General features: G+C 68.7%; 21 protein-coding genes and 7 pseudogenes. 11 read left to right on the top strand and 17 right to left on the bottom strand.

Annotation, left to right across the window (positions count from 1 at the left end):
* The 6 genes and pseudogenes from BN4348_RS36290 to fdxA form a co-directional block, all read right to left on the bottom strand.
* Nucleotides 1–488, bottom strand: a 488-nt coding sequence (locus BN4348_RS36290) for a hypothetical protein (RefSeq protein WP_235852668.1), incomplete at its 3' end; no start/stop codon positions are given.
* Nucleotides 485–685 (bottom strand): annotated as a pseudogene (locus BN4348_RS36285) (transcriptional regulator); the annotation flags it as partial. The gene BN4348_RS36290 and the pseudogene BN4348_RS36285, both read right to left, overlap by 4 nt.
* Nucleotides 682–801, bottom strand: a pseudogene (locus tag BN4348_RS61165) (nitronate monooxygenase); the annotation flags it as partial. The pseudogenes BN4348_RS36285 and BN4348_RS61165, both read right to left, overlap by 4 nt.
* 5 nt (nt 802–806) lie before the next feature.
* Complete coding sequence (locus tag BN4348_RS36275; protein WP_066910239.1) at nt 807–1154, bottom strand: cupin domain-containing protein; 348 nt, start codon at nt 1152–1154, stop codon at nt 807–809.
* A gap of 56 nt (nt 1155–1210) precedes the next feature.
* Nucleotides 1211–1543: pseudogene (locus tag BN4348_RS36270) on the bottom strand (helix-turn-helix domain-containing protein); the annotation flags it as partial.
* On the bottom strand, nt 1540–1896 hold the full coding sequence (fdxA, locus tag BN4348_RS36265; RefSeq protein ID WP_066910236.1) for a ferredoxin: 357 nt from the start codon (nt 1894–1896) through the stop codon (nt 1540–1542). The gene fdxA and the pseudogene BN4348_RS36270, both read right to left, overlap by 4 nt.
* Nucleotides 1897–1951: 55 nt before the next feature.
* On the opposite strand from fdxA, the gene BN4348_RS36260 reads away from it, so the two are divergent.
* Both BN4348_RS36260 and BN4348_RS36255 read left to right on the top strand, forming a co-directional pair.
* Nucleotides 1952–2566 carry a DUF2249 domain-containing protein gene (locus BN4348_RS36260; protein ID WP_066910233.1) on the top strand — a complete coding sequence of 205 codons (615 nt, stop codon included), beginning with the start codon at nt 1952–1954 and terminating at the stop codon, nt 2564–2566.
* 147 nt (nt 2567–2713) lie between these two features.
* The gene (locus BN4348_RS36255; protein WP_407937917.1) at nt 2714–3586 is read left to right on the top strand and encodes a universal stress protein; all 873 of its coding nucleotides are present in this window, start codon (nt 2714–2716) and stop codon (nt 3584–3586) included.
* Between the two features lie 41 nt (nt 3587–3627).
* Here the strand turns inward: BN4348_RS36255 and BN4348_RS36250 are convergent, their stop codons facing one another.
* From BN4348_RS36250 to BN4348_RS36240, 3 genes are read right to left on the bottom strand one after another with little or no spacing between them, the layout of a single operon-like run.
* Nucleotides 3628–4419, bottom strand: coding sequence for a universal stress protein (locus BN4348_RS36250; protein ID WP_066910227.1), 792 nt, complete (start codon nt 4417–4419; stop codon nt 3628–3630).
* Nucleotides 4420–4444: 25 nt separating this feature from the next.
* A complete protein-coding gene (locus tag BN4348_RS36245) occupies nt 4445–5596 on the bottom strand; it encodes a site-2 protease family protein (protein WP_066910245.1) in 1152 nt (383 codons plus the stop codon).
* A 39-nt stretch (nt 5597–5635) separates the two neighbouring features.
* A complete protein-coding gene (locus BN4348_RS36240; RefSeq protein ID WP_066910224.1) occupies nt 5636–6253 on the bottom strand; it encodes a hypothetical protein in 618 nt (205 codons plus the stop codon).
* 211 nt (nt 6254–6464) lie between these two features.
* Between BN4348_RS36240 and BN4348_RS36235 the strand changes: the two genes are divergently transcribed.
* On the top strand, nt 6465–6671 hold the full coding sequence (locus tag BN4348_RS36235) for a hypothetical protein (RefSeq protein ID WP_084454011.1): 207 nt from the start codon (nt 6465–6467) through the stop codon (nt 6669–6671).
* On the opposite strand, the gene BN4348_RS36230 is transcribed toward BN4348_RS36235, so the two are convergent.
* Nucleotides 6668–8077 carry a wax ester/triacylglycerol synthase family O-acyltransferase gene (locus tag BN4348_RS36230; RefSeq protein ID WP_066910218.1) on the bottom strand — a complete coding sequence of 470 codons (1410 nt, stop codon included), beginning with the start codon at nt 8075–8077 and terminating at the stop codon, nt 6668–6670. The genes BN4348_RS36235 and BN4348_RS36230 overlap by 4 nt on opposite strands.
* A 9-nt stretch (nt 8078–8086) precedes the next feature.
* The gene (locus tag BN4348_RS36225; protein WP_066910215.1) at nt 8087–9337 is read right to left on the bottom strand and encodes an alpha/beta hydrolase family protein; all 1251 of its coding nucleotides are present in this window, start codon (nt 9335–9337) and stop codon (nt 8087–8089) included.
* 222 nt (nt 9338–9559) lie between these two features.
* On the opposite strand from BN4348_RS36225, the gene BN4348_RS36220 reads away from it, so the two are divergent.
* Nucleotides 9560–9826 carry a hypothetical protein gene (locus BN4348_RS36220; protein ID WP_066910212.1) on the top strand — a complete coding sequence of 89 codons (267 nt, stop codon included), beginning with the start codon at nt 9560–9562 and terminating at the stop codon, nt 9824–9826.
* Between the two features lie 496 nt (nt 9827–10322).
* Here BN4348_RS36220 and BN4348_RS36210 read toward each other — a convergent pair whose 3' ends face one another.
* Nucleotides 10323–11354 (bottom strand): GNAT family N-acetyltransferase, encoded by a 1032-nt coding sequence (locus BN4348_RS36210; RefSeq protein WP_066910209.1) that lies wholly within the window; start codon nt 11352–11354, stop codon nt 10323–10325.
* 203 nt (nt 11355–11557) lie between these two features.
* Here BN4348_RS36210 and BN4348_RS36205 point away from each other — a divergent pair, with 203 nt between their 5' ends.
* The 4 genes and pseudogenes from BN4348_RS36205 to BN4348_RS36190 form a co-directional block, all read left to right on the top strand.
* Nucleotides 11558–11821, top strand: coding sequence for a hypothetical protein (locus BN4348_RS36205; RefSeq protein ID WP_066910206.1), 264 nt, complete (start codon nt 11558–11560; stop codon nt 11819–11821).
* Between the two features lie 28 nt (nt 11822–11849).
* Nucleotides 11850–13700 carry an AMP-dependent synthetase/ligase gene (locus BN4348_RS36200; RefSeq protein WP_066910203.1) on the top strand — a complete coding sequence of 617 codons (1851 nt, stop codon included), beginning with the start codon at nt 11850–11852 and terminating at the stop codon, nt 13698–13700.
* Nucleotides 13701–13891: 191 nt separating this feature from the next.
* Complete coding sequence (locus BN4348_RS36195; protein WP_066910200.1) at nt 13892–15016, top strand: Rv2629 family ribosome hibernation factor; 1125 nt, start codon at nt 13892–13894, stop codon at nt 15014–15016.
* 5 nt (nt 15017–15021) lie between these two features.
* Nucleotides 15022–15231, top strand: a pseudogene (locus BN4348_RS36190) (phosphoribosyltransferase); the annotation flags it as partial.
* On the opposite strand, the pseudogene BN4348_RS36185 reads toward BN4348_RS36190, so the two are convergent.
* Nucleotides 15202–15579, bottom strand: a pseudogene (locus BN4348_RS36185) (HPF/RaiA family ribosome-associated protein); the annotation flags it as partial. The pseudogenes BN4348_RS36190 and BN4348_RS36185 sit on opposite strands and share 30 nt — an antisense overlap.
* 24 nt (nt 15580–15603) lie before the next feature.
* On the bottom strand, nt 15604–15885 hold the full coding sequence (locus BN4348_RS36180) for a DUF1876 domain-containing protein (RefSeq protein WP_066910194.1): 282 nt from the start codon (nt 15883–15885) through the stop codon (nt 15604–15606).
* A 256-nt stretch (nt 15886–16141) separates the two neighbouring features.
* Between BN4348_RS36180 and BN4348_RS36175 the strand changes: the two genes are divergently transcribed.
* Entirely contained in the window at nt 16142–16789 is a 648-nt protein-coding gene (locus BN4348_RS36175) for a TetR/AcrR family transcriptional regulator (RefSeq protein WP_066910191.1), read from the top strand.
* Here the strand turns inward: BN4348_RS36175 and BN4348_RS36170 are convergent.
* Entirely contained in the window at nt 16776–16913 is a 138-nt protein-coding gene (locus BN4348_RS36170) for a hypothetical protein (protein ID WP_211145690.1), read from the bottom strand. The genes BN4348_RS36175 and BN4348_RS36170 overlap by 14 nt on opposite strands.
* On the opposite strand from BN4348_RS36170, the pseudogene BN4348_RS36165 reads away from it, so the two are divergent.
* Both BN4348_RS36165 and BN4348_RS36160 read left to right on the top strand, forming a co-directional pair.
* Nucleotides 16903–17133 (top strand): annotated as a pseudogene (locus BN4348_RS36165) (hypothetical protein); the annotation flags it as partial. The gene BN4348_RS36170 and the pseudogene BN4348_RS36165 sit on opposite strands and share 11 nt — an antisense overlap.
* A 5-nt stretch (nt 17134–17138) precedes the next feature.
* Nucleotides 17139–17783 (top strand): annotated as a pseudogene (locus BN4348_RS36160) (dienelactone hydrolase family protein); the annotation flags it as partial.
* Between the two features lie 22 nt (nt 17784–17805).
* Here BN4348_RS36160 and BN4348_RS36155 read toward each other — a convergent pair.
* Entirely contained in the window at nt 17806–18609 is an 804-nt protein-coding gene (locus BN4348_RS36155) for a ribosome hibernation promotion factor (RefSeq protein ID WP_066910182.1), read from the bottom strand.
* Nucleotides 18610–18633: 24 nt separating this feature from the next.
* On the bottom strand, nt 18634–18887 hold a 254-nt coding region (locus BN4348_RS36150), incomplete at its 5' end, for a DUF1876 domain-containing protein (RefSeq protein ID WP_211145689.1).

Genomic DNA, 18887 nt, shown 5'->3' with positions numbered 1-18887 from the left:
CGGTCAGCGAAAGGGATCCCATAACCGCCCCCTTGGGTCTGAAAAGCCCCAACACAGACGTTCAGTAGCAGTACCCCCGCCACGAGCAAGGCCACGGTCTTGACCGCCTCCAAGCCGACATAGACGTAGTGGGCATGGGACCGCGGTCCCTCCGACCCGGCGAGCACCTCATCGGAGCGGCGGGTCAACCGGGGGCGCACGGCGATCAACTGGATGGCCAGCGCGGCGATCCCGACGGCAAAAGGCACGGCGATGCGCGCGGGCGGCGGGCCTGCTGTGCCGCCGGCAACGATCGCCACAATCACGAGGGCGAAGGCCACCTCGACGGTGTTGAGCGCGCGAAAGACCAAGCGCCCGATTCCGAGTCCGATCTGCAGCGTCACGTTGGGCGCGCGGAACTTCAGCGGGGCCTCCAGGAACGAGATGGCCAGCACCATGCCAAGCCAGACGAAGGTGACCGCGACGACGATCGCCGATCCGGTGCTCACCGGCCGGCGCCGACCGGCGTGAGGTGCGCCAGGCACAGGTCCGGTTCGACGAACGCGTCAAGCCGATCGACGGAAACCGGCGCCGCCATCGTCTCCAGCGCGCCCTGCATCAGCCCGAGGTGGATGGGGCACACGACCGCGCCGCGGGTTTCGGCCAGTTCCAAAAACGGGCAGTGCCGCAAGCCGACCAGTTGCCGCNCCCGCCCGCGGCGGTGACCGCCGCGGCCAGCCGGCCGCCGGCGACCCCGCCCATCGGGGCGTTGACGATCGGCACCCGCAGCCCGAAACTCCTCGACCAGGGCGTGGACAGCATCGGAGTTAGTGGGCCGCCCCGGGCTGGCTCTTCAGCACGGTCAGCATCACCACCGAGTCCTCGACCGCGTGCAGGGCGTGCCGCTGCGCAGGGATCGCGACGTAGTCGCCCGCCTTGCCCTCCCAGGCTTCGCCGCCGGTGGTCAGGCGCACGTGGCCCTGCAACACCTGCAGCGTCGCCTCGCCGGGGCTGTCGTGCTCGGAGAGGTCGTGGTCGGCGAGCAGGGCCAGCACCGTCTGCCGTAGCTCGTGGGTGTGGCCGCCGTGGATGGTGTGCGCGGCGCGTCCACTGTGCGACTTGCCCGCCTCGGCCAGCTTTTCGGAGGCGAGCGCGGTCAGCGAGATGGATTCCATAATCGGCCCCTTCGGTCTTGAAAGCCCGCAATCAGACGGTCAGTAGCAGTATCCCCGCCACGAGCAAGGCCACGGTCNCGGTCGGCGGCCAGCGCCTCGGTCAGGATCTGGGCCAGCAGCCGGTAGTGGCGCGTCCCGCCGCGGTCCATCTGGCGGACCGCGGCGAACATCAGCGGCGGCCGCCCGGGCCCCTTGCGTCCGTGCTCGGCCTGCTCCACCCGCCCGTCGGCCACCAGGCTGTCGAGGTGGAAACGCACGGTGTTGGGATGCACGCCGAGTTGCTCGGCGATCGCGAGGATGCTCATCGGGGCCGGCGACGCCCGCAATAACCGCAGCACCTCGCGGCGGCGGTGACCCGTGGGTTCTCCGACTGACGTAATCCCGCTCACGCTCCTTTGATCTCGTCGACCCTGGGCTGGGCGGCGACCAGCGGTGTGTCGACGCCGAGGGCGCCGATCTTGGCCGCCCCGCCCGGCGACCCCAGCGGCTCGTCCCGGCCGGGCAGCACTTCGGTGAAGAACGCCTCATTATCGGCCAGGTACGGTGTCAGCGCCTCGGGGAGGTCGTCCTCGTAGTAAATCGCCTCCACCGGACACACCGGCTCGCACGCGCCGCAGTCCACGCATTCGTCGGGGTGGATGTAGAGGGACCGGCCGCCCTCGTAGATGCAGTCCACCGGGCACTCCTCGACACAGGCCCGGTCCATCACGTCGATGCACGGCTTTCCAATCACATACGTCATGCGCTAGAGTTTACACAACTACTTTTGTAAAAAACCAGAACGCTACGGAGAACCAGTGGCAGACAACGAACTTGACGTGCGCGAGCTGCGCAAGCCCGACAAACACCCGACGATCTTCGCGACCTTCGGCGCCCTGGCGGTCGGCGAATCCTTCGTGCTGGTCAACAACCACGACCCCAAGCACCTGCGCGGAGAGTTCGACGCCGACCACCCCGGCAGCTACGGCTGGGAATACCTCGACAAAGGGCCCCAGGTGTGGCGGATCCGGATCACCAAGCTCACCTCTACCCCGCTGCCCCGAATCCTGGCGAACACCAACGAATTCAGCCCGGGCGCCGCGCCCGACGCGGCCGGCGCGGTGTGGCGGCTCGAGGCCCGGGAGCGCGACCTGGACTCGAACGTCATCGCGCTGCCGGCCGGGGGCGGCATCGACGCCCACACCGGGCCGGACCTGGACGTCTTGATCCACGTGCTGTCCGGCGGCGGGCGCCTCACTACGGAGACGGGCGCCGTCGAGCTCTTCCCCGGCGCCCTGCTCTGGTTGCCGCGCCGTTCCCGGCGGCAATTCACCGCCGGGCCCGACGGGCTGCGCTACCTCACGGTGCACCGGCGGCGCCAAGCGCTCGTGCTGGAGCCGGCGGTGAAAACTTCTGTGCCGCGGGCGGTCTGACCCGACCGCGAAGGACCTCTGCTTGTCCGATCTGTGACAAACGGCTCTGACGCCGAAGCGTCCGCCTCAATACCGTCGTGCGTGACAGACAACGCCCGACAAACGCAAGGACACGCCATGTCGACGCACAACGCAGCTACGGGACCTATGGGAATCGTCGTCGGCATCGACGACTCACCGGCCGCGAGGGCTGCGGTGCAGTGGGCGGCACGCGAGGCCGAGCTCCGCAACATTGCGCTGACGCTCGTTTACGCCGTTTCGCCGGAGGTTTCGACATGGCTGAAGACGCCGTTGCCGGCCGGCGTGATGCGCTGGCAGCAGGATCACGGCCGCCGACTCATCGACGGCGCCCTCCAGGTCGTGGAGGAGGCGACGGCCCCCGGCGGGCCCGCCGGGGTCCACACCGAAATCCTGGCGTCGGGCGCCGTGGCCACGTTGATCGACCTGTCCAAAGAGGCGGAAATGGTGGTGGTGGGCGCACAGGGAAGCGGGCGCTGGCCCGGTCGGCTGCTCGGCTCGGTCAGTTCGGCGCTGCTGCGGCACGCGCATTGCCCGGTCGCGATCGTGCACGAGGAGGACCCGTCCGCGCCCGCGGGCGGTCAGTCGCCGGTCGTGGTCGGCATCGACGGTTCATCCGCATCCGAGCTGGCCACCGCGATCGCTTTCGACGAAGCCTCGCGGCGGCGCGTCGGCCTGGTCGCTGTGCACGCGTGGAGCGATCTCGACGTCTCGGAGTGGCCCGGCATCGATTGGCCCGCAACACAATCCATGGCCGAAGAGGTATTGGCCGAGCGGCTGGCGGGCTGGCAGGAACGGTACCCCGACGTGCAGGTGACGCGGGTCGTCGTGCAGGCCCAGCCCGCGCGCCGGCTCGTCAAGGCGTCCATGGAGGCTCAATTGGTCGTCGTCGGCAGCAGGGGCCGCGGCGGGTTCGCCGGGATGCTGGTGGGCTCGGTCGGCGAAACCGTCGCCCAAATGGCGCGGGTGCCGGTCATCGTGGCGCGCGAGGCGCCGGCGTAGCGTTCGCCCCTTCGGGTTGCGCGGGTGGCGAACCCGTCCCCCTAGCGGACGACGAGCACCGAGCATTCGGGGTGGCGGAAGAGTGGATGCCCGTACGGCCCGACGAGCCGCGCCAGCTGGTCGGCCTCGGCGCCACCGATGACCGCGAGTTGGACTCGCTCGCCATTGGCGGCCAGAAAACCGGCGATGGCCTCCTTCGTGGTGATCGGGTAGACGCGTACCTCGGGATGGCGCCGTCGCCACTCCTGCACCCGCCGTTCGAACGCGCCGTCGGCCTGGTCGGTGAGTTCCTCCGGCCGGCCCCCGAGCACGAGCATGGGCGCGCGGCGCAATTTGGCCTCCGCCACGGCGTATTTGACGACGACGTCGTTGCCGGGTTCGTCGGTCATCCGGACCACGATCCAGTTGACGTCGGGCGGTGCCTGCTCGGCATCGGTGCGCAGCACCGCCACCGGGCAATGCGCCTTCTCGGCGAGCTCCGTTGCGGTCGAACCCAGGATCGCGCGGGCGTAGCGCCCGATCCCGACGGATCCGACGCAGATCATCTCGGCATCGGAGGACGCCTCGACCAGCAGCGGTCCGGCCGGGCCGCGCAGGATGTCGGTTTCGACGGTGACCGTCTTGCGGGCGGCATCGATCGCGCCCCGCGCCTCGCGAAGCGCTTTCTCGGCGTGCGCGAGGTCGCGGGCGTAGTCGTCCGTGGACGGGTGCGTCAGCTTCATGACCGCGACGAGGCGCACCGGCACACCGCGGCTGATCGCCTCGTCGGCACCCCACAGCCCGGCCGCGATCGCCGCCGGCGAACCATCGATGCCCACGAGGATCGGTTTCATAAGCCTGCCAACGCCTTTTCGACCGTTAGACGCGGCCGGTCAGGGCCGGTCCCGGTTGGGCGAGCCGGTAGACATCCATCAGCCGGGTGAGGTCGCTGGGTGTCACGATGCCGACCACGTCACCGCCGTCGACCACCAGGGCGCGGCTGCGGGCGCCGACCGGTCCCATCCGCTCGAGCAGCGCCGTGAGCGGCTCCTGCGGCCCCGCGGTCGGCACCGAGTCCAGCGGCAGTGCGATCTCCACCACGGTGGTGGCGTCGCGTCGCCCCGGCGCGACGCCGCGCAGCTGGCTCAGCGTGACCAGTCCCACGATCGACCCGTTCCGGTCGGCCACCGGGTACGCCGAGTGGCGGTCCCCCAGCACATAGCGCTGGATGAATTCGTCCACGGTGATCCATCCCGGGGCGGTGTGGGGCCGGGCGGTCATCGCGTCGGACACGCGCACCCCGGCGAAAAGCTGTTGGGTGGTTATCCGTGTCTCTTCCTCGTGACTGGCGGCGAAGATGAACCAGCCGATGAACGCCAGCCAGACGCCGCCGACGAGGCCACCCGCCACGAACTCGGCCAGCCCCAGGGCGATCAGGACGAACGCGAGCACCCGTCCGGCATGTGCCGCGCCGATGCCGGCGCGCACGATGTCGCCGTGGCGGCGCCACAGGTAGGCCCGCAACACGCGGCCACCGTCAAGCGGGGCGCCCGGCAACAGGTTGAACACGCCCAGCAGCAGGTTGATGGCGGCCAGCCACGAGGCGACGCCGACGACGACGGGAGCGGCCCCCACGCTACGCAGCGCCGCGACCAGCCCGCCGAACGTCGCCGCCAGCGCCAGGCTGGTGGCGGGGCCCGCGATGGCAATCCGGAAGGCCGCTTTCGGTGTCTTCGCCTCGCCGCCGAGCGCGGTCACCCCACCGAAGAGCCAGAGCGTCACGCTGCCCACCGCCACCCCCACGCGGCGGGCGACGATCGCGTGAGCGAGTTCGTGGGCCAACAGCGACGCCAGCAGCACCAGCGCGCCACAGGCTCCGGCGAGCCAATAGGCCGGGGCGGAATACCCTTTGGCGGTGCTCGGCAGCGTGCTCGCCAGGCTCCAGGTGAACAACCAGAGGATGACCAGGACGCTCCAGTGCACCTTCACCGGGAAACCGGCGACCCGTCCTAATGGGATCGCATCGCGCACTTTCTGACCTCCGAAATCGTGGGCGGACAAGGATTGCTGTCAACCGAGTTCGACAGAGGACCGGGTCGGCGTTGTCAGCTGGGACCGCTCGACCCGGTGCTTGACGCGGAGCAACAAGGCCCGGGTGCCCAGGGCAATCGCCGGCCTGACCATTTCCATGGCGAACACCTCCCCGGGGTGGCGCAGGGCGATCCTGACGCGGGTGAGGAGCCGGACCCGGTCTTCCCAATGCGGCTGGATGTGGAAGGACCACACCGCGTTCCAGTGCTGATCCGCTCGCGTGGCGTTGAGCACGATGTACTTTTCCCCGACGAGCTCGGCGACGCTGAGCGTCACCCCGTCGGGTAGGCCCATCCAGCCCTGGGACGCCAGGCGCACGACATCGCCGACCGCAAGTTGTTGCGATTCCGGCGCTGAACCGGCCTCGCGGCGCCGCTGACCCGCCTGCAACAGCTCGGACCACACCGCCGACACCGGCGCATCGATGTACACCGCCTCGGTCGTCTGGATGGCCGGATCGTGCACCAATGTGTCGCCGGGCGCCACCATCCGGCACTCCGCCTTGGTCGCCCCCCAATTGCGGTAGTACCGTCGCGCGGCATACAGCAGCCCGATCAGCGCCGCCGCCTCGGTGACACGTCTTGTCGCGTTGGCCATGACGCCAGTCTGGGTGGGCGGCCCCGCCGTCCGACAGGGTCAATGGTCCTTGCGCCGACGCCGATGTGCCCCAAGGCGCCATCGAGGACTTTGGACCCTATCCGCAATCGGCGCGTGACGAAATAATGACTCCGTCTGACGTAACTTGGCTGCGGCGGTTGCGGCTGAACAAAGGAGCATCACGGTTATGGGTCCCAACCCACCGTTGTTGATGACCGAATCTGACGTGGACGCCCTCGCGCGGGAATTCGTGCTCTCGCGCTACCTCGGCCCCATCTACGCCGACTGGTCGCCCGATCGGCGCCTGGACACCTTCTTGCGGCGGCGTGGCCTTTCCCATGTCGCCGACGACGGCGATCTGTCCGTGCTGGTGCTGGATCGGATCATGGCGCACGTGAGCGCCGCGCCGCACTCCTAGGACCCGCCCACACCCGCGACGGATTCCAGCTCGGTGAGGCACTCCTCGGTCAACGGGATCAGCGTGTCGATATCGGGCATCAGCTCGGCACCCGCGACGTAGCCGAACCCGATCCGGCCGGCGTAGGAACACGTCGTCACATTGAGGGCCATCCCGTCAAAGACCGTCGACACCGGATAAATTTCGTCGACATGGGCGCCGTTCCAATACATTTCGGCACCGGGCCCCGGAACATGCGAGATGGGCAGGTTGCATCCGGTGCGGATCTTCGGGGTGAACGGCAAAAGCGGAGAAATCACCGTCGCGGCGATGCCTGCCGCGTTCGTCAGCAGCGATGCCGCCGATCCCCGCTTGGCAACCCAGCGCTTTCCTTCCGACATCGACCGGTGGATCAGCTCCAGCCGCGCGGCCGGGTCATCCTCGTCGGTGCCCAGCGGGCACAGCCAGAGACCGAACATGTTGCCATGCCGGTCATCTGCGGCGTCGTTCTCGCGATCGCGCACCGTGATCGGGCAGATGGCCACCAGTGACTGATTGGGCAACTCCCCACACCGAAGCAGCCAGCGGCGCACCGCGCCGGCCACCATCGCGGTCACCACGTCGTTGCCGCTGACACCCGTTGCTCGTTGCACCGCCAGGATGCGATCCTTCGCCCAGCTGCCGGCCGCGACGGCGCGCGCGGGCCCCAGGCGACCGTTGAACCGCGTGTAGGGGGCCTCGAACGGCAGCACCGTGGTGTGTCCCACCAGCGTGTCGACGACGGTGGATATCTCGCCGGTGACGGTGCGCCCGACGAGCCCGACGCTCGCCGCCGCCGCGCCCGCCAGCGAACGCAGCGGCGCCGTAAGGCGAGACACCAGCCCGCTCGCCGCCGGCCGCGACGGGGATTCGTGCCGGCGAGCGGCATAGAAGGGCGGCATCGACCGGCATTGCGGATCGGCGCTCAGCGCGTCGGCGATCATCCGGAAGCCGGCCACACCGTCGATGACGGTGTGGTGCACCTTGATGTAGAACGCGAATCGGCCACCGTCGAGCCCGTCGATCAGGTACGACGTCCACATCGGCCGGGACCGATCGAGCCGCTGCGCGTCCAGCTCGCCGATGAGCCGCCAGAACTCGTCGCGGTCCGCGGACACGGTCCTGCGCCGGCAATGTTGGCTCAGGTCAAGGTTGTCCATGTGGCGCCACACCCACAAGCCGCCGGTGTCCACGCCGCGGTGCGGATACCGGCACAACCTGGGATCGATCGGATCGTTGCCGGCGAGCGCGTCGCGGTACAGGGCGTCGACGTAGTCGGGGCCGGCGTCCTGCGGCGGCGACAGGATCAGCACGGCGCCGACGTGCATCGGGCTGGCCACCAACTCCCCGGCCATCATCGCCGCGTCCAGCGGGTCCAGCGGATCCATTTCCTGCGCCTATGCGGGTCGGTCGCGCCGCGTGGAAGGGGCGTCGAGGAGCCCCGACTGCCGCAGCGCGTCCCACACGAATTTCTGCACCGGCCGCGACCGGAAGAATCCGGTGTGACCGCCGGGATACCAGACGATCTCGGGTTTGCCCCAGTGTTCCCAGAGGCGGACCACCTGTTCACGCGGATGCACGACGCGGTCGGCGACACCGGCATAGATGAAGCGCCCCGGCCTGGGCACGAGCGGGGTCAGCGACAGCGGCGACGTCATCCGGCCGATGGGTTCGGCCAACTCCATCGTGCGCCGGCGGGGATCGTCGGCTCCGAGGCCGGAATGGCGGCCCAGCAATTGGACCAAGTCGGCCACCGGCACACCGAGGATCGCGCAGGTGAGGCCCTTTTCGAGGCTGGCGACCAGCGCCGCGACGTAGCCGCCGAGGGAAAGACTGTTCAGCCCGATCAGCGACTCGGGCTCCTGCAACCTGATCCAGGACAACAGCCGCCGGATGTCCCACACCGCCTGACCCGTGGCGTGCACGTCGTCGAGGATGTCCTCCCCCGGAAACACCGCGCTTTTGGGCAGGCCGCGGGCCCGGGGGCCGTGCATCGGCAGGACCGGCATCACGACGTTCAGCCCGAGCTCGTCGTGCAGCTTCCACGAGCGAAACAGCGCGAGATCCAGCGCGGCCCGGCCCATTTCCGTGCCGTGCACACACACCAACCAGGGCCGCGGTTCCGGGTGGCGCAGCACCAGGGCGTATTCGCGGTTGTTCGCGGTGTAGCCCATCCAGCGCTGTGCGCCCGGCTCACCCGGCCGCGGCAGATACCCGCTGTCGAAGGAGATGCGATACAGGGAGCGGGTGCGCCCCTTGACCTTTCGGACCGTGACCTCGGAAAGCGGCGGCGGCGCTCCGAAGAAGCGCTTCGGGTGCTCGAGCCATCCCCTCTTGCCGTAGAAGTCCAGACCCGCGAGCACCTCGCGGGTGATGCGCTCGAACGCCTCGGGCCGGCTGACCGGGCGGCGCGCCTTGAGGCCCATCAGGACGATCTCGTCGCGAAAGGCCTGCGCGGCCAGCGCGAGGGTGGGCCGCGCGATGGGGAGCTCGCCGGGCGGCTTGTCGAGGTAGTCGCGCCACGACTGCGCGACGTAGCGGCCGGTGCCGGTGAACGGCTCGACGGCCTTGCCCAAACCATCGACGGTCGGTGCGCTCCAGCGGGGAGCGCCCGGTCCCCCGCGGTCGCGGCTGTCGGGCGTGGCCATGGCGGCACGCTAACACCCCGCCGATTCGGTGCGTTAGGGACCTATGACCCGCTGGAAGCCCCGAAAGTCCTTGACCGGCAGGCACAGACCCTCGAAGCCGGCTCGGGACAAATCAATCGGGTGCGGAGGGACTTTAGGCACTCGTGTCGGTGGCCCCACAGCCGTAGCGTCGGGGCGTCGGCACAAAGACCGAATACGAGGACCCAAGCCAAGGAGTGACCAATGACAGCACCGGAAAAATCCGAGCCGCGCTGGGCAGAACTTTCCGACGACGTGCTCGAATCCGTCGAGAGCGGCCGTAAGCAGGCCATCGAGGCCGTCCGCAAGTTCGTCGACCAGATCAGTCCCGTGCTCCCCGAACAGTCGCGGCGCAAGACCGTCGTCGATGCCGCCCTGGACCTGGCCGAGGAACTGGGCGCCGCCCGCATCGATTTCTTCCGCAGCGTGGTGCACAGCGCCGGTCAGGCGGCAAGCAAGCACAGCGAGTGAACCGGCGCCGTGGCGGCGCTTTAATCGTGGCCGGGTGGTTGCGGCGTGGCACCACCCGGCCGTTTGCTGTCACTAAGCGGTCGCCGACCCCCCGACCCGTTTGCGCATGCGCGCCGCCAAGGCCGCGGCCCGATCGAGGTCGTGGTCGCTGGGCCGTCCCCGGTTGATCCCGCCGACGAACCCGAACGGCCCGACGGTGTCGAACCCCCGGCAAGAAAACGCACCGATCACCTCGAAGCCCTTTGCTTCCAGATGCTTTCGAACCGGTTTGTTGTAGTCCAGCAGCGGAATTTCCCGGGCGCCGCTGGTGAAGAAGGTGAACGCCCGAACGTCGGCGACGCTCGGCCACCCGGCGGGTGTTCCCGTGTGATTTGGAAACGCAGACGATCAGCGACTTCATGCGGTCCATGCTGGGCGCGCGCCGCGACATCCGATAAGGGCGCAAAGCCACGACGGCGCGGGGGCATAAGTCACTTCTGGGCCGCTGACAGCCGCGTCAGTCGAACGCATGGATGACCTGGCGGGCCATGTGCTGGATCTTCGAGCGGGTCTCGCGATCGAGGGGTAATTCATCGGGGTCCGGGATTGCCCCCGTCGTGGTGATCACCCCGGGTTCCTCGGACTCCCAGCGCGCGTTGACCCTGTCCCCCAGCACGCGCGCGGCCGGGTTGTCGGCGAGCACCCGGGCATGAAAGCGCTCGATGCCGTCGACGCGCGCGGCCACCGCCAGCGCGCCGAGGAGCAGGGTCCCGATCCCGCGGTTCTGATACGCATCCGCGACGGTGAGCGCAACCTCCGCCGAGCTCGGGTCGTCGACATCGCGGATGAAGCGGGCGTCGGCGACGGCCGGCCCGTCCGCGCAGGCCGTGACAACCCAGACGAAATGGTCGATGTAATCGACCTCGAACAGGTAGGCCAACCCCGCCGCGGTGGGAGCGCCGCCTTGGTAGCGCCGGTACAGCGTCTCCCGCGAGAACGAGCCGCCGCTCTTGAACCGCTCGGCGTCACCGGGCCGGACCGGGCGCAGCAGGAACTCCCCGCCGTCTTTGGCCGACAGCGGGATCGGTTCGATGTAGGCGATGAACCGCTGCCTCGCGGTGCGCACCATCCGTTCGGTGACGACGGGCGTGGCCAGCATGCACTCGAAGGCGCAGTTGTATCCGACATAGCCCCGTACGTCGTCCTTCGCGACCACCGTCGCCGTCCTGGATTTGCCTCGGAGCAAAGCGATTTCGCCGATGATCGTCCCCGGCCGCAGCTCGGTGAGCGTTACCTGGCCGTCCGGGCCGACGTGCCGGATCTCCACCCGGCCCGTGGTGATGATCGAGAACGACAACGCCTTTTCCCCCTGGCGCATCAGGACCTCGCCGGCCCTCGCGCGCAGTGGGTGCAGGTGGACGGCCAATGCCGCGAGGTCCCGCGCCGGGATATCGGCGAACACATCCAGCGCGGACAATTCCTCGACTTTGATGGCGCTCGTACCGCCGCCCGCGGTGCACCGGCAACCGGACTGCCCGCAATCCGTCATCACCCCGATGTACGGTACGCGACCGGCGCCGTCAATGCCGGAGCAATTCGCGGGTAAGCGAAGTGACAAAAGGCCCTGCCGCACCGGGACTTCGGCGGGACCAAAGCACCGCGGTAGTCATGCTCTTGGCCTCTACGGCGCGGCCCGTGGCGGTGGTCGGATGAAACCTTACGGCTAAACCGGGACACGACCGGGAGACAACAATGTACTCAGCGGCATGGCGGCCTCATTGGCCACAGCGCAGGGCTCCGGCCATCGTCTATCAGCTGACCGATTGCCTGCACGACGGGCATACCGCCCGAGTGGCCGCTGCTGAGATCCCGGCCACGGTCTCCGCGTGGCTGGACGAGCTGGGCGCCCACAGCCCGCTGGTGGACGACCTCGAGCGCGCGGTGCGCGGTGGCGATTGGGCCGGGGCGTGCGCCATCGGCGACCGCCTGTCCGTTCGCGTAGCGGTTGCCAGCTGAGGCCACAGCAGGATCGAGGGTTGACACCATGAACACGCCACTCGCCTCGACGGAGAGGCCCGACGTCACCAAGATCGAGAAGCGCGCGCCGTCGGTGGCGCATCTGTTCCTCGCGCGCGTGGCCGCGACGCCGGACGCGGAGGCGTTTCGGTATCCGCAGGACCACACGTGGGAGAGCGTGACCTGGCAGCAGGTCGGCGAACGCGTCCACAACATCGCCGGCGGGCTCATCTCGCTCGGCATCGCCCCGGAGGACCGGGTGGCGCTGGCGTCGTCGACCCGCTACGAGTGGGTGCTCGTCGATTTCGCGGTGATGTGCGCCGGTGCGGCGACCACGACGGTGTACCCGACGACCAACGCCGCCGACGTCGCGTACATCGTCGCCAATTCCGGAAGCCGGGTGGTGGTCGCCGAAAACCAGACCCAGGTCGACAAATTGCTGCAACACCGCGCCGAGCTGCCCGAGGTGAGCAAGGTGGTGATCATCGACGGCAACGGCGACGGCGACTGGGTGATGACCCTTGCGGAACTGGAGCAGTCGGGCAAGCAGCTGCTCGCCGACTCCCCCGGTGTGATCAACGATCGGGTCGGCGCAATGGGTCCGGAGCGGCTCGCCAGCCTGATCTACACCTCGGGCACCACCGGACGGCCGAAGGGCGTGCGGCTCACCCACGGCGCGTGGACCTACACCGCGGCGGCCATCGACGCGCTGGGCATCCTCGGCCCCGACGACCTGAACTTCCTGTGGCTGCCCCTCGCGCACGCCTTCGGCAAGGTGATGCTGGCGCTGCCGCTGCAGGTCGGCTTCCCGACCGCGATCGACGGCCGCGTCGAGAGAATCGTCGACAACCTGGCGACCTTGCGCCCCACCATCATGGGCGCGGCCCCGCGCATCTTCGAAAAGGCGCACGCCCACATCGAGAGCATGGTCGCCGAGCGCGGCAGGCTCACCAAGTTGATGTTCGACTGGGCGATCAGGCTGGGCCTCAAGGTGTCCGAAACCCGGCAGGCCGGCAAGAAACCTTCTGCGTTTTCCGCGCTGGCCTACAAGCTGGCCGACCGGGCGGTCTTCTCCACCATCCGCGAGCGGTTCGGTGGCCGATTGCGGTTCTTCGTCTCCGCGGCCGCCGCCCTGGACCGTGACGTCGCGCAGTGGTTCGACGCCGTGGGCATCGTCGTGCTGGAGGGCTACGGGCTGACCGAAACCGCGGCCGCGTCATTCATCAACCGCCCCAACGCCTACCGGTTCGGGACGGTCGGGTGGCCATTCCCGGCCACCGAAGTCCGGATCGCGGACGACGGCGAAATCCTGCTCAGGGGGCCCGGTTTGATGACCTCTTATCACGATCTCCCGGACGCCACCGCCGAAGCGCTCGACGGGGACGGTTGGTTTCACACCGGCGACATCGGCGAGATCGACGACGACGGCTTCCTGCGGATCACCGACCGCAAGAAGGACATGTTCAAGACCTCGCAGGGCAAGTACGTGGCGCCGTCGGCGATCGACGCGAAATTCAAGGGGCTGTGCCCGTACGCCAGCGAGCTCCTGGTCTACGGCGAGGCAAAGCCCTACTGCGTGGCGCTGGTCAGCCTCGACGGCGAGGCGATCGCCGAGTGGGCCGCCAAGAATGGGCTGGCGGACAAGTCCTTCGCGGAGATCGCCCGCGACGAGAAGACGGCGGAACTGATCGCCGGATACGTCGACGCGCTGAACCTGGAACTGAATCGCTGGGAACAGATCAAGAGATTCGCGATCCTCGACCGCGAACTCACCGTCGAATCCGGTGATCTCACACCGAGCCTGAAACTGCGCCGCAAGGTCGTCATCGACAAGTTCGCGGACCGCCTCGACGCTCTCTATGACCGTTCGCCGGGCTGAGAAACGTTGGCCGGACCCCACCGGCTGGTCCCATCCGGTGGACGCCCCGGCATCGCTGCCGAGCTGGCACGGCCTCGTCGCGCCGCCTCGGTGACCTAAGACCCGCACCTGGGGGCCAATGGCCCTGCCGCGGACGCGTTCGTCGTCCATACGGTTGCCAACATCATGGCGCGACGGCGGAAAGGGATGGCATGCGATCGGATCGCCTCAGGTGGTTGGTAAAGGCGGAGGGCCCGTTCGCCTCGGTCTATCTCGACGACTCGCACGACACCGTGGATGCCGTCGAGCAGCTCGAAGCGAAATGGAGCGATATCCGCAAGCAGCTCGAGGAGTTGGGTGCGGGCGGGGCGCTCATCGGCAGGCTCGAGGAAGCCGTGCTGCACCACCGGCCGCCCGTCGGCCGGCGCGGCCGCGCGGTCATCGCGACCGGCGATCAGCTGCTGATCAACGAGCCCCTTGTCAGCCCGCCACCGGCGATGGTGGTTCGCCTGTCGGATTACCCGTACGTCGTGCCGTTGATCGAACTCGAGATGCAGCGACCGACGTACGTCTTCGCCGCGGTTGATCACACCGGGGCCGACGTCACCCTCCATCAAGGGGACGCCGTCAGCTCCAAGAGCATCGACGGCGCCGGGTATCCGGTGCACAAGCCGGCGACTGCCGGCTGGAATGGCTACGGCGACCTCCAGCGCACGACCGAGGAGGCGATCCGCATGAACTGCCGCGCGGTCGCCGACGAACTCACGCGACTGGTCGACGAGGCGGGCCCCGAGGTGGTGTTCCTGTGTGGCGAGGTCAGTTCGCGCGCGGACGTGGTTGCGGAATTGCCGCAGCGGGTGGCCCGCCGGGTGTCGGAGTTACACGCCGGTTCCCGCAAGAGCGGTATCGATGAGGAAGAGGTCCGCCGGCTGACGGCCGCCGAGTTCGCCCGGCGCCGTGACGTCGAGATGGGCGACGTCGCCGGGCGATTCGCGGCCGAACTCGGGCGCGACTCGGGCTTGGCGGCCCAGGGCATCGCCGCCGTGTGCGCGGCGCTGCGTGAGGGCGACGTCGACACGCTGTTCGTCGGCGAGCTGGGCGACGCGACCGTCGTCACGGGGACGGCGCCCGTCGCGGTGGCGCCCGACGCCGACACCCTGTCCGACTTCGGCGAACCGGTGCACCGCGTGGCGCGGGCCGACGAGGCACTGCCTTTCGCCGCGATCGCCGTGGGCGCCTCGTTGGTGGTAGCGGGCGACCGGATCGGCCCGGCGGACGGGGTCGGCGCGCTGCTGCGGTACGTGGCGAGCGACGCGGTCAATCGCCGTGGGGCGTAATCATGCTGCGTGACGAGGAAATCCAAGTGACCGCGGGGTCGGTCTCGGTCGCAGGGCAGTTGACCATCCCCGAGCATCCGAAGGGTGTCGTGGTCTTCGCACACGGCAGCGGCAGCAGCCGGCACAGCCCGCGCAATCGATTCGTCGCCGAGGTCCTCAACAACGCCGGGTTCGCCACCGTGCTGTTCGACCTCTTGACGCCCGGCGAAGAGCGCGNCGCGGGGGACGCCGCCGCGTTTGGCGTCCCAGTGTTCGGCGGCGCGGTCCAGCCCACGACGCAGCCGCGCCTCGAGCCGATCGATCGCCTCCCGCGCGGTGACGCCCTCGACCTGTGCGCGGACCAACCGGCCGTTGACGTCGAGGTTCGCCTGCGCGATGACTCGGCGAGGCACCGCCGGATCGCCGTGCTCGCTCAGCCTGACGTGCGCGTGTAGCACCGGTTGGTGGGTGAGGCGACCGAGCTCGCCGATCTTTGTCCGCGCATAGTCTTCGGCATCGGGCAGCTGGCCATGCGTCGTCACCTGGACGTCCACAACGGCCGGTAAATCGGGCCTGTGTCTCATAATTCGTGCCACGCTCCGTCAAAATCAGCGGTGCAGACCGGTGACCGGCTGGTGGGTGCTGGCCTGGATATCGGTGGAGGTCAAGGCCATCAGCTGGTTCGACAAATCCGAGAGGGCCCGGGCGATCGCCAGTTCGTCGCCGATCCGGGCCACCGGCTCGTCGGCGGGGTCGAGTCGCGCCAGACCGATACCGACGAAGTCCCTGCCCACCCAGGACAGCCGGGCCTTGGCCCGGGTGCGCTCGTCGTGCTCTTCGATCAGTAGGTCGACCTGGCAGGTCTTGGTGCCGTCGCCCGTGCCCGTCATCGCCAGTCTCCTTGCCTTGCGCGGACCGATTTGCCTGATTAGATGCGACCACCACGGGCGGGCGCGAAGTAGGGGCGAAAGTCATCAGGTTGGTCGGGCGAGGGCCGCCGAGAGGCCCGGATATTCCATGAATTGGTCGATAAAAGCACCGTCGAATTAATCGACAATATCGTTGGTTGTAATCAACAATTTCGTTGACATATATCGACGCCTCCATAAAGTAACTGACGTGGCCGACCCCGGGCAGGGCGAGTAGATGCACGCCTCCCGAGGCCGCCGTCCGTCGCACTATTCGGGTGACGACCGCGAACAGGCCATCCTGGCCACCGCCGAACGACTCCTGCAGGAACGGCCGCTGGCCGACTTCTCCGTCGACGACCTGGCCAAAGGCGCGGGCATCTCCCGCCCCACCTTCTACTTTTACTTCCAATCGAAGAACGCGGTGTTGCTGTCGCTGCTGGATCAGATGAACAACAGGGCCCACGCGGCGCTTACGGCGCTGGGCGGCAAGCTGTTCGGCGACCCGGCGACGCATTGGCGGGCACGCATCGAGGCGTTCTTCGAGGTGTCCGGCTCGCACCGGGCGGTCGCGGTGGCCGGCGCCGCGGCCAAAGCCACCAACCCCGAGGTAAGGCAGCTGTGGTCGACGCTCATGCAGAAGTGGATCTCGCACACCACGGCGGCGATCAAGGCCGAACGCCGCCGCGGCGCGGCCCCCGAGACCTACCCGGCCGAGGATCTGTCCGTCGCGCTGAACATGTTGAGCGAGCGCGTGATGGCCGCGACGTTCACCACCGAGGAGCCGGCGATCCCGGAAGACCGCGTCATCGACACGCTGGTGCACATCTGGCTGGCCAGCATTTACGAGGCCGACGGCAGGGCGCTGGCGACTAGCGGTTCTTGACGATCCGCTCGGCGCGGCCCAGGCTCTCGTCGATCAAGCGGTCGGCGGCGCCGACGTAGGTCGTCGACGCGGGCTTGCCCGCCAGCTCGGCGATCGCCCGCTGTTCGCCGTAAACGTCTGTCATTCGCAGGTTTTCGGCCATNGTGGCGCCCGACGCCGACACCCTGTCCGACTTCGGCGAACCGGTGCACCGCGTGGCGCGGGCCGACGAGGCACTGCCTTTCGCCGCGATCGCCGTGGGCGCCTCGTTGGTGGTAGCGGGCGACCGGATCGGCCCGGCGGACGGGGTCGGCGCGCTGCTGCGGTACGTGGCGAGCGACGCGGTCAATCGCCGTGGGGCGTAATCATGCTGCGTGACGAGGAAATCCAAGTGACCGCGGGGTCGGTCTCGGTCGCAGGGCAGTTGACCATCCCCGAGCATCCGAAGGGTGTCGTGGTCTTCGCACACGGCAGCGGCAGCAGCCGGCACAGCCCGCGCAATCGATTCGTCGCCGAGGTCCTCAACAACGCCGGGTTCGCCACCGTGCTGTTCGACCTCTTGACGCCCGGCGAAGAGCGCGACCGCGCCAACGTCTTCGACATCGGATTGCTCGCGCGCCGATTGGTCGACGTGACGGCCTGGCTGGCCGCCCAACCGGACACCGGGGCACTGCCGGTCGGCTACTTCGGTGCCAGCACCGGCGCGGGCGCCGCCCTGGCCGCGGCCGCGCACCCGGGGGTCAAGGTGGCGGCGGTGGTATCCCGGGGCGGGCGGCCCGATTTGGCCGGCGAGGCGCTGCGCAACGTGCTCGCCCCGACCCTGCTGATCGTGGGCGGACACGACGAGATGGTCCTGCGGCTCAACCGGCAGGCGCAGGCGGCGATCCCGGCCCGGTGCGAGGTCGCCGTTGTTCCCGGCGCCACCCACCTTTTTGAAGAACCGGGCACGCTCGAGCAGGTGGCCGTGCTGGCCCGCGACTGGTTCACCGACCACCTGGCCGAAAACCCCGCCTAGCTTGGCGCATCCAGGCGGCTGCTCAGCTCGCCGGTGTGATGAGCCCGTAGTGCCCGTCGTAACGGTGATACAACACGCTCCCGCGGTCCCGGGCGGTGTCGACGAAGAACAGGAACGGCAGGCCGAGCACGCCGATCCGCTCGATCGCCTCGTCCACGGTGAGCCGCGGTGCCGGCTGCGGGCTGATGGTCAGCGGCATGTCGAACGGCGCCAGCTCGTCCGCCAGTTCCGGATTGACTTGCGCCAGGCGGTATTCGGTGGGCGACTCGCGATACAGCACGCTGTCCTGGTTGGTGCCCTGCTCCGTGAAAAGGTGGAAGTCGTAATCGAGCAGTTCCATCTCGAGCGCGGCCTCGTCGATGGTGCAGGCGGGCAGGCTGTACGACTTGTGCCGCATGATGCGGCGTTCGCGTTCGGGCCTCGGGAAGTAATTCGGTCGGTGGTCGGGTTCGGATTGGTGCCGCCACTCGTGGCGGGCGACGCGGGGGACGCCGCCGCGTTTGGCGTCCCAGTGTTCGGCGGCGCGGTCCAGCCCACGACGCAGCCGCGCCTCGAGCCGATCGATCGCCTCCCGCGCGGTGACGCCCTCGACCTGTGCGCGGACCAACCGGCCGTTGACGTCGAGGTTCGCCTGCGCGATGACTCGGCGAGGCACCGCCGGATCGCCGTGCTCGCTCAGCCTGACGTGCGCGTGTAGCACCGGTTGGTGGGTGAGGCGACCGAGCTCGCCGATCTTTGTCCGCGCATAGTCTTCGGCATCGGGCAGCTGGCCATGCGTCGTCACCTGGACGTCCACAACGGCCGGTAAATCGGGCCTGTGTCTCATAATTCGTGCCACGCTCCGTCAAAATCAGCGGTGCAGACCGGTGACCGGCTGGTGGGTGCTGGCCTGGATATCGGTGGAGGTCAAGGCCATCAGCTGGTTCGACAAATCCGAGAGGGCCCGGGCGATCGCCAGTTCGTCGCCGATCCGGGCCACCGGCTCGTCGGCGGGGTCGAGTCGCGCCAGACCGATACCGACGAAGTCCCTGCCCACCCAGGACAGCCGGGCCTTGGCCCGGGTGCGCTCGTCGTGCTCTTCGATCAGTAGGTCGACCTGGCAGG

The organism is Mycobacterium interjectum (genome assembly GCF_900078675.2).
Lineage (GTDB): Bacteria > Actinomycetota > Actinomycetes > Mycobacteriales > Mycobacteriaceae > Mycobacterium > Mycobacterium interjectum.
The sequence above is the reverse complement of the archived record's forward strand: the minus strand, read 5'-3'. Positions and strand labels throughout refer to the sequence as shown.

Excerpts from the sequence above, each read along its gene's own strand:
- BN4348_RS36275 (WP_066910239.1), bottom strand. The coding sequence starts at position 1,154 with ATGGAATCCATCTCGCTGACCGCGCTCGCCTCCGAAAAGCTGGCCGAG.
- BN4348_RS36240 (WP_066910224.1), bottom strand. The coding sequence starts at position 6,253 with ATGGCCAACGCGACAAGACGTGTCACCGAGGCGGCGGCGCTGATCGGG.
- BN4348_RS36180 (WP_066910194.1), bottom strand. The coding sequence starts at position 15,885 with ATGACGGGCACGGGCGACGGCACCAAGACCTGCCAGGTCGACCTACTG.
- BN4348_RS36200 (WP_066910203.1), top strand. The coding sequence starts at position 11,850 with ATGAACACGCCACTCGCCTCGACGGAGAGGCCCGACGTCACCAAGATC.
- BN4348_RS36235 (WP_084454011.1), top strand. The coding sequence starts at position 6,465 with ATGACCGAATCTGACGTGGACGCCCTCGCGCGGGAATTCGTGCTCTCG.
- BN4348_RS36195 (WP_066910200.1), top strand. The coding sequence starts at position 13,892 with ATGCGATCGGATCGCCTCAGGTGGTTGGTAAAGGCGGAGGGCCCGTTC.
- BN4348_RS36230 (WP_066910218.1), bottom strand. The coding sequence starts at position 8,077 with ATGGATCCGCTGGACCCGCTGGACGCGGCGATGATGGCCGGGGAGTTG.
- BN4348_RS36175 (WP_066910191.1), top strand. The coding sequence starts at position 16,142 with ATGCACGCCTCCCGAGGCCGCCGTCCGTCGCACTATTCGGGTGACGAC.
- BN4348_RS36155 (WP_066910182.1), bottom strand. The coding sequence starts at position 18,609 with ATGAGACACAGGCCCGATTTACCGGCCGTTGTGGACGTCCAGGTGACG.
- BN4348_RS36210 (WP_066910209.1), bottom strand. The coding sequence starts at position 11,354 with ATGACGGATTGCGGGCAGTCCGGTTGCCGGTGCACCGCGGGCGGCGGT.
- BN4348_RS36250 (WP_066910227.1), bottom strand. The coding sequence starts at position 4,419 with ATGAAACCGATCCTCGTGGGCATCGATGGTTCGCCGGCGGCGATCGCG.
- BN4348_RS36220 (WP_066910212.1), top strand. The coding sequence starts at position 9,560 with ATGACAGCACCGGAAAAATCCGAGCCGCGCTGGGCAGAACTTTCCGAC.
- BN4348_RS36170 (WP_211145690.1), bottom strand. The coding sequence starts at position 16,913 with ATGACAGACGTTTACGGCGAACAGCGGGCGATCGCCGAGCTGGCGGGC.
- BN4348_RS36255 (WP_407937917.1), top strand. The coding sequence starts at position 2,714 with ATGGGAATCGTCGTCGGCATCGACGACTCACCGGCCGCGAGGGCTGCG.
- BN4348_RS36225 (WP_066910215.1), bottom strand. The coding sequence starts at position 9,337 with ATGGCCACGCCCGACAGCCGCGACCGCGGGGGACCGGGCGCTCCCCGC.
- fdxA (WP_066910236.1), bottom strand. The coding sequence starts at position 1,896 with ATGACGTATGTGATTGGAAAGCCGTGCATCGACGTGATGGACCGGGCC.
- BN4348_RS36205 (WP_066910206.1), top strand. The coding sequence starts at position 11,558 with ATGTACTCAGCGGCATGGCGGCCTCATTGGCCACAGCGCAGGGCTCCG.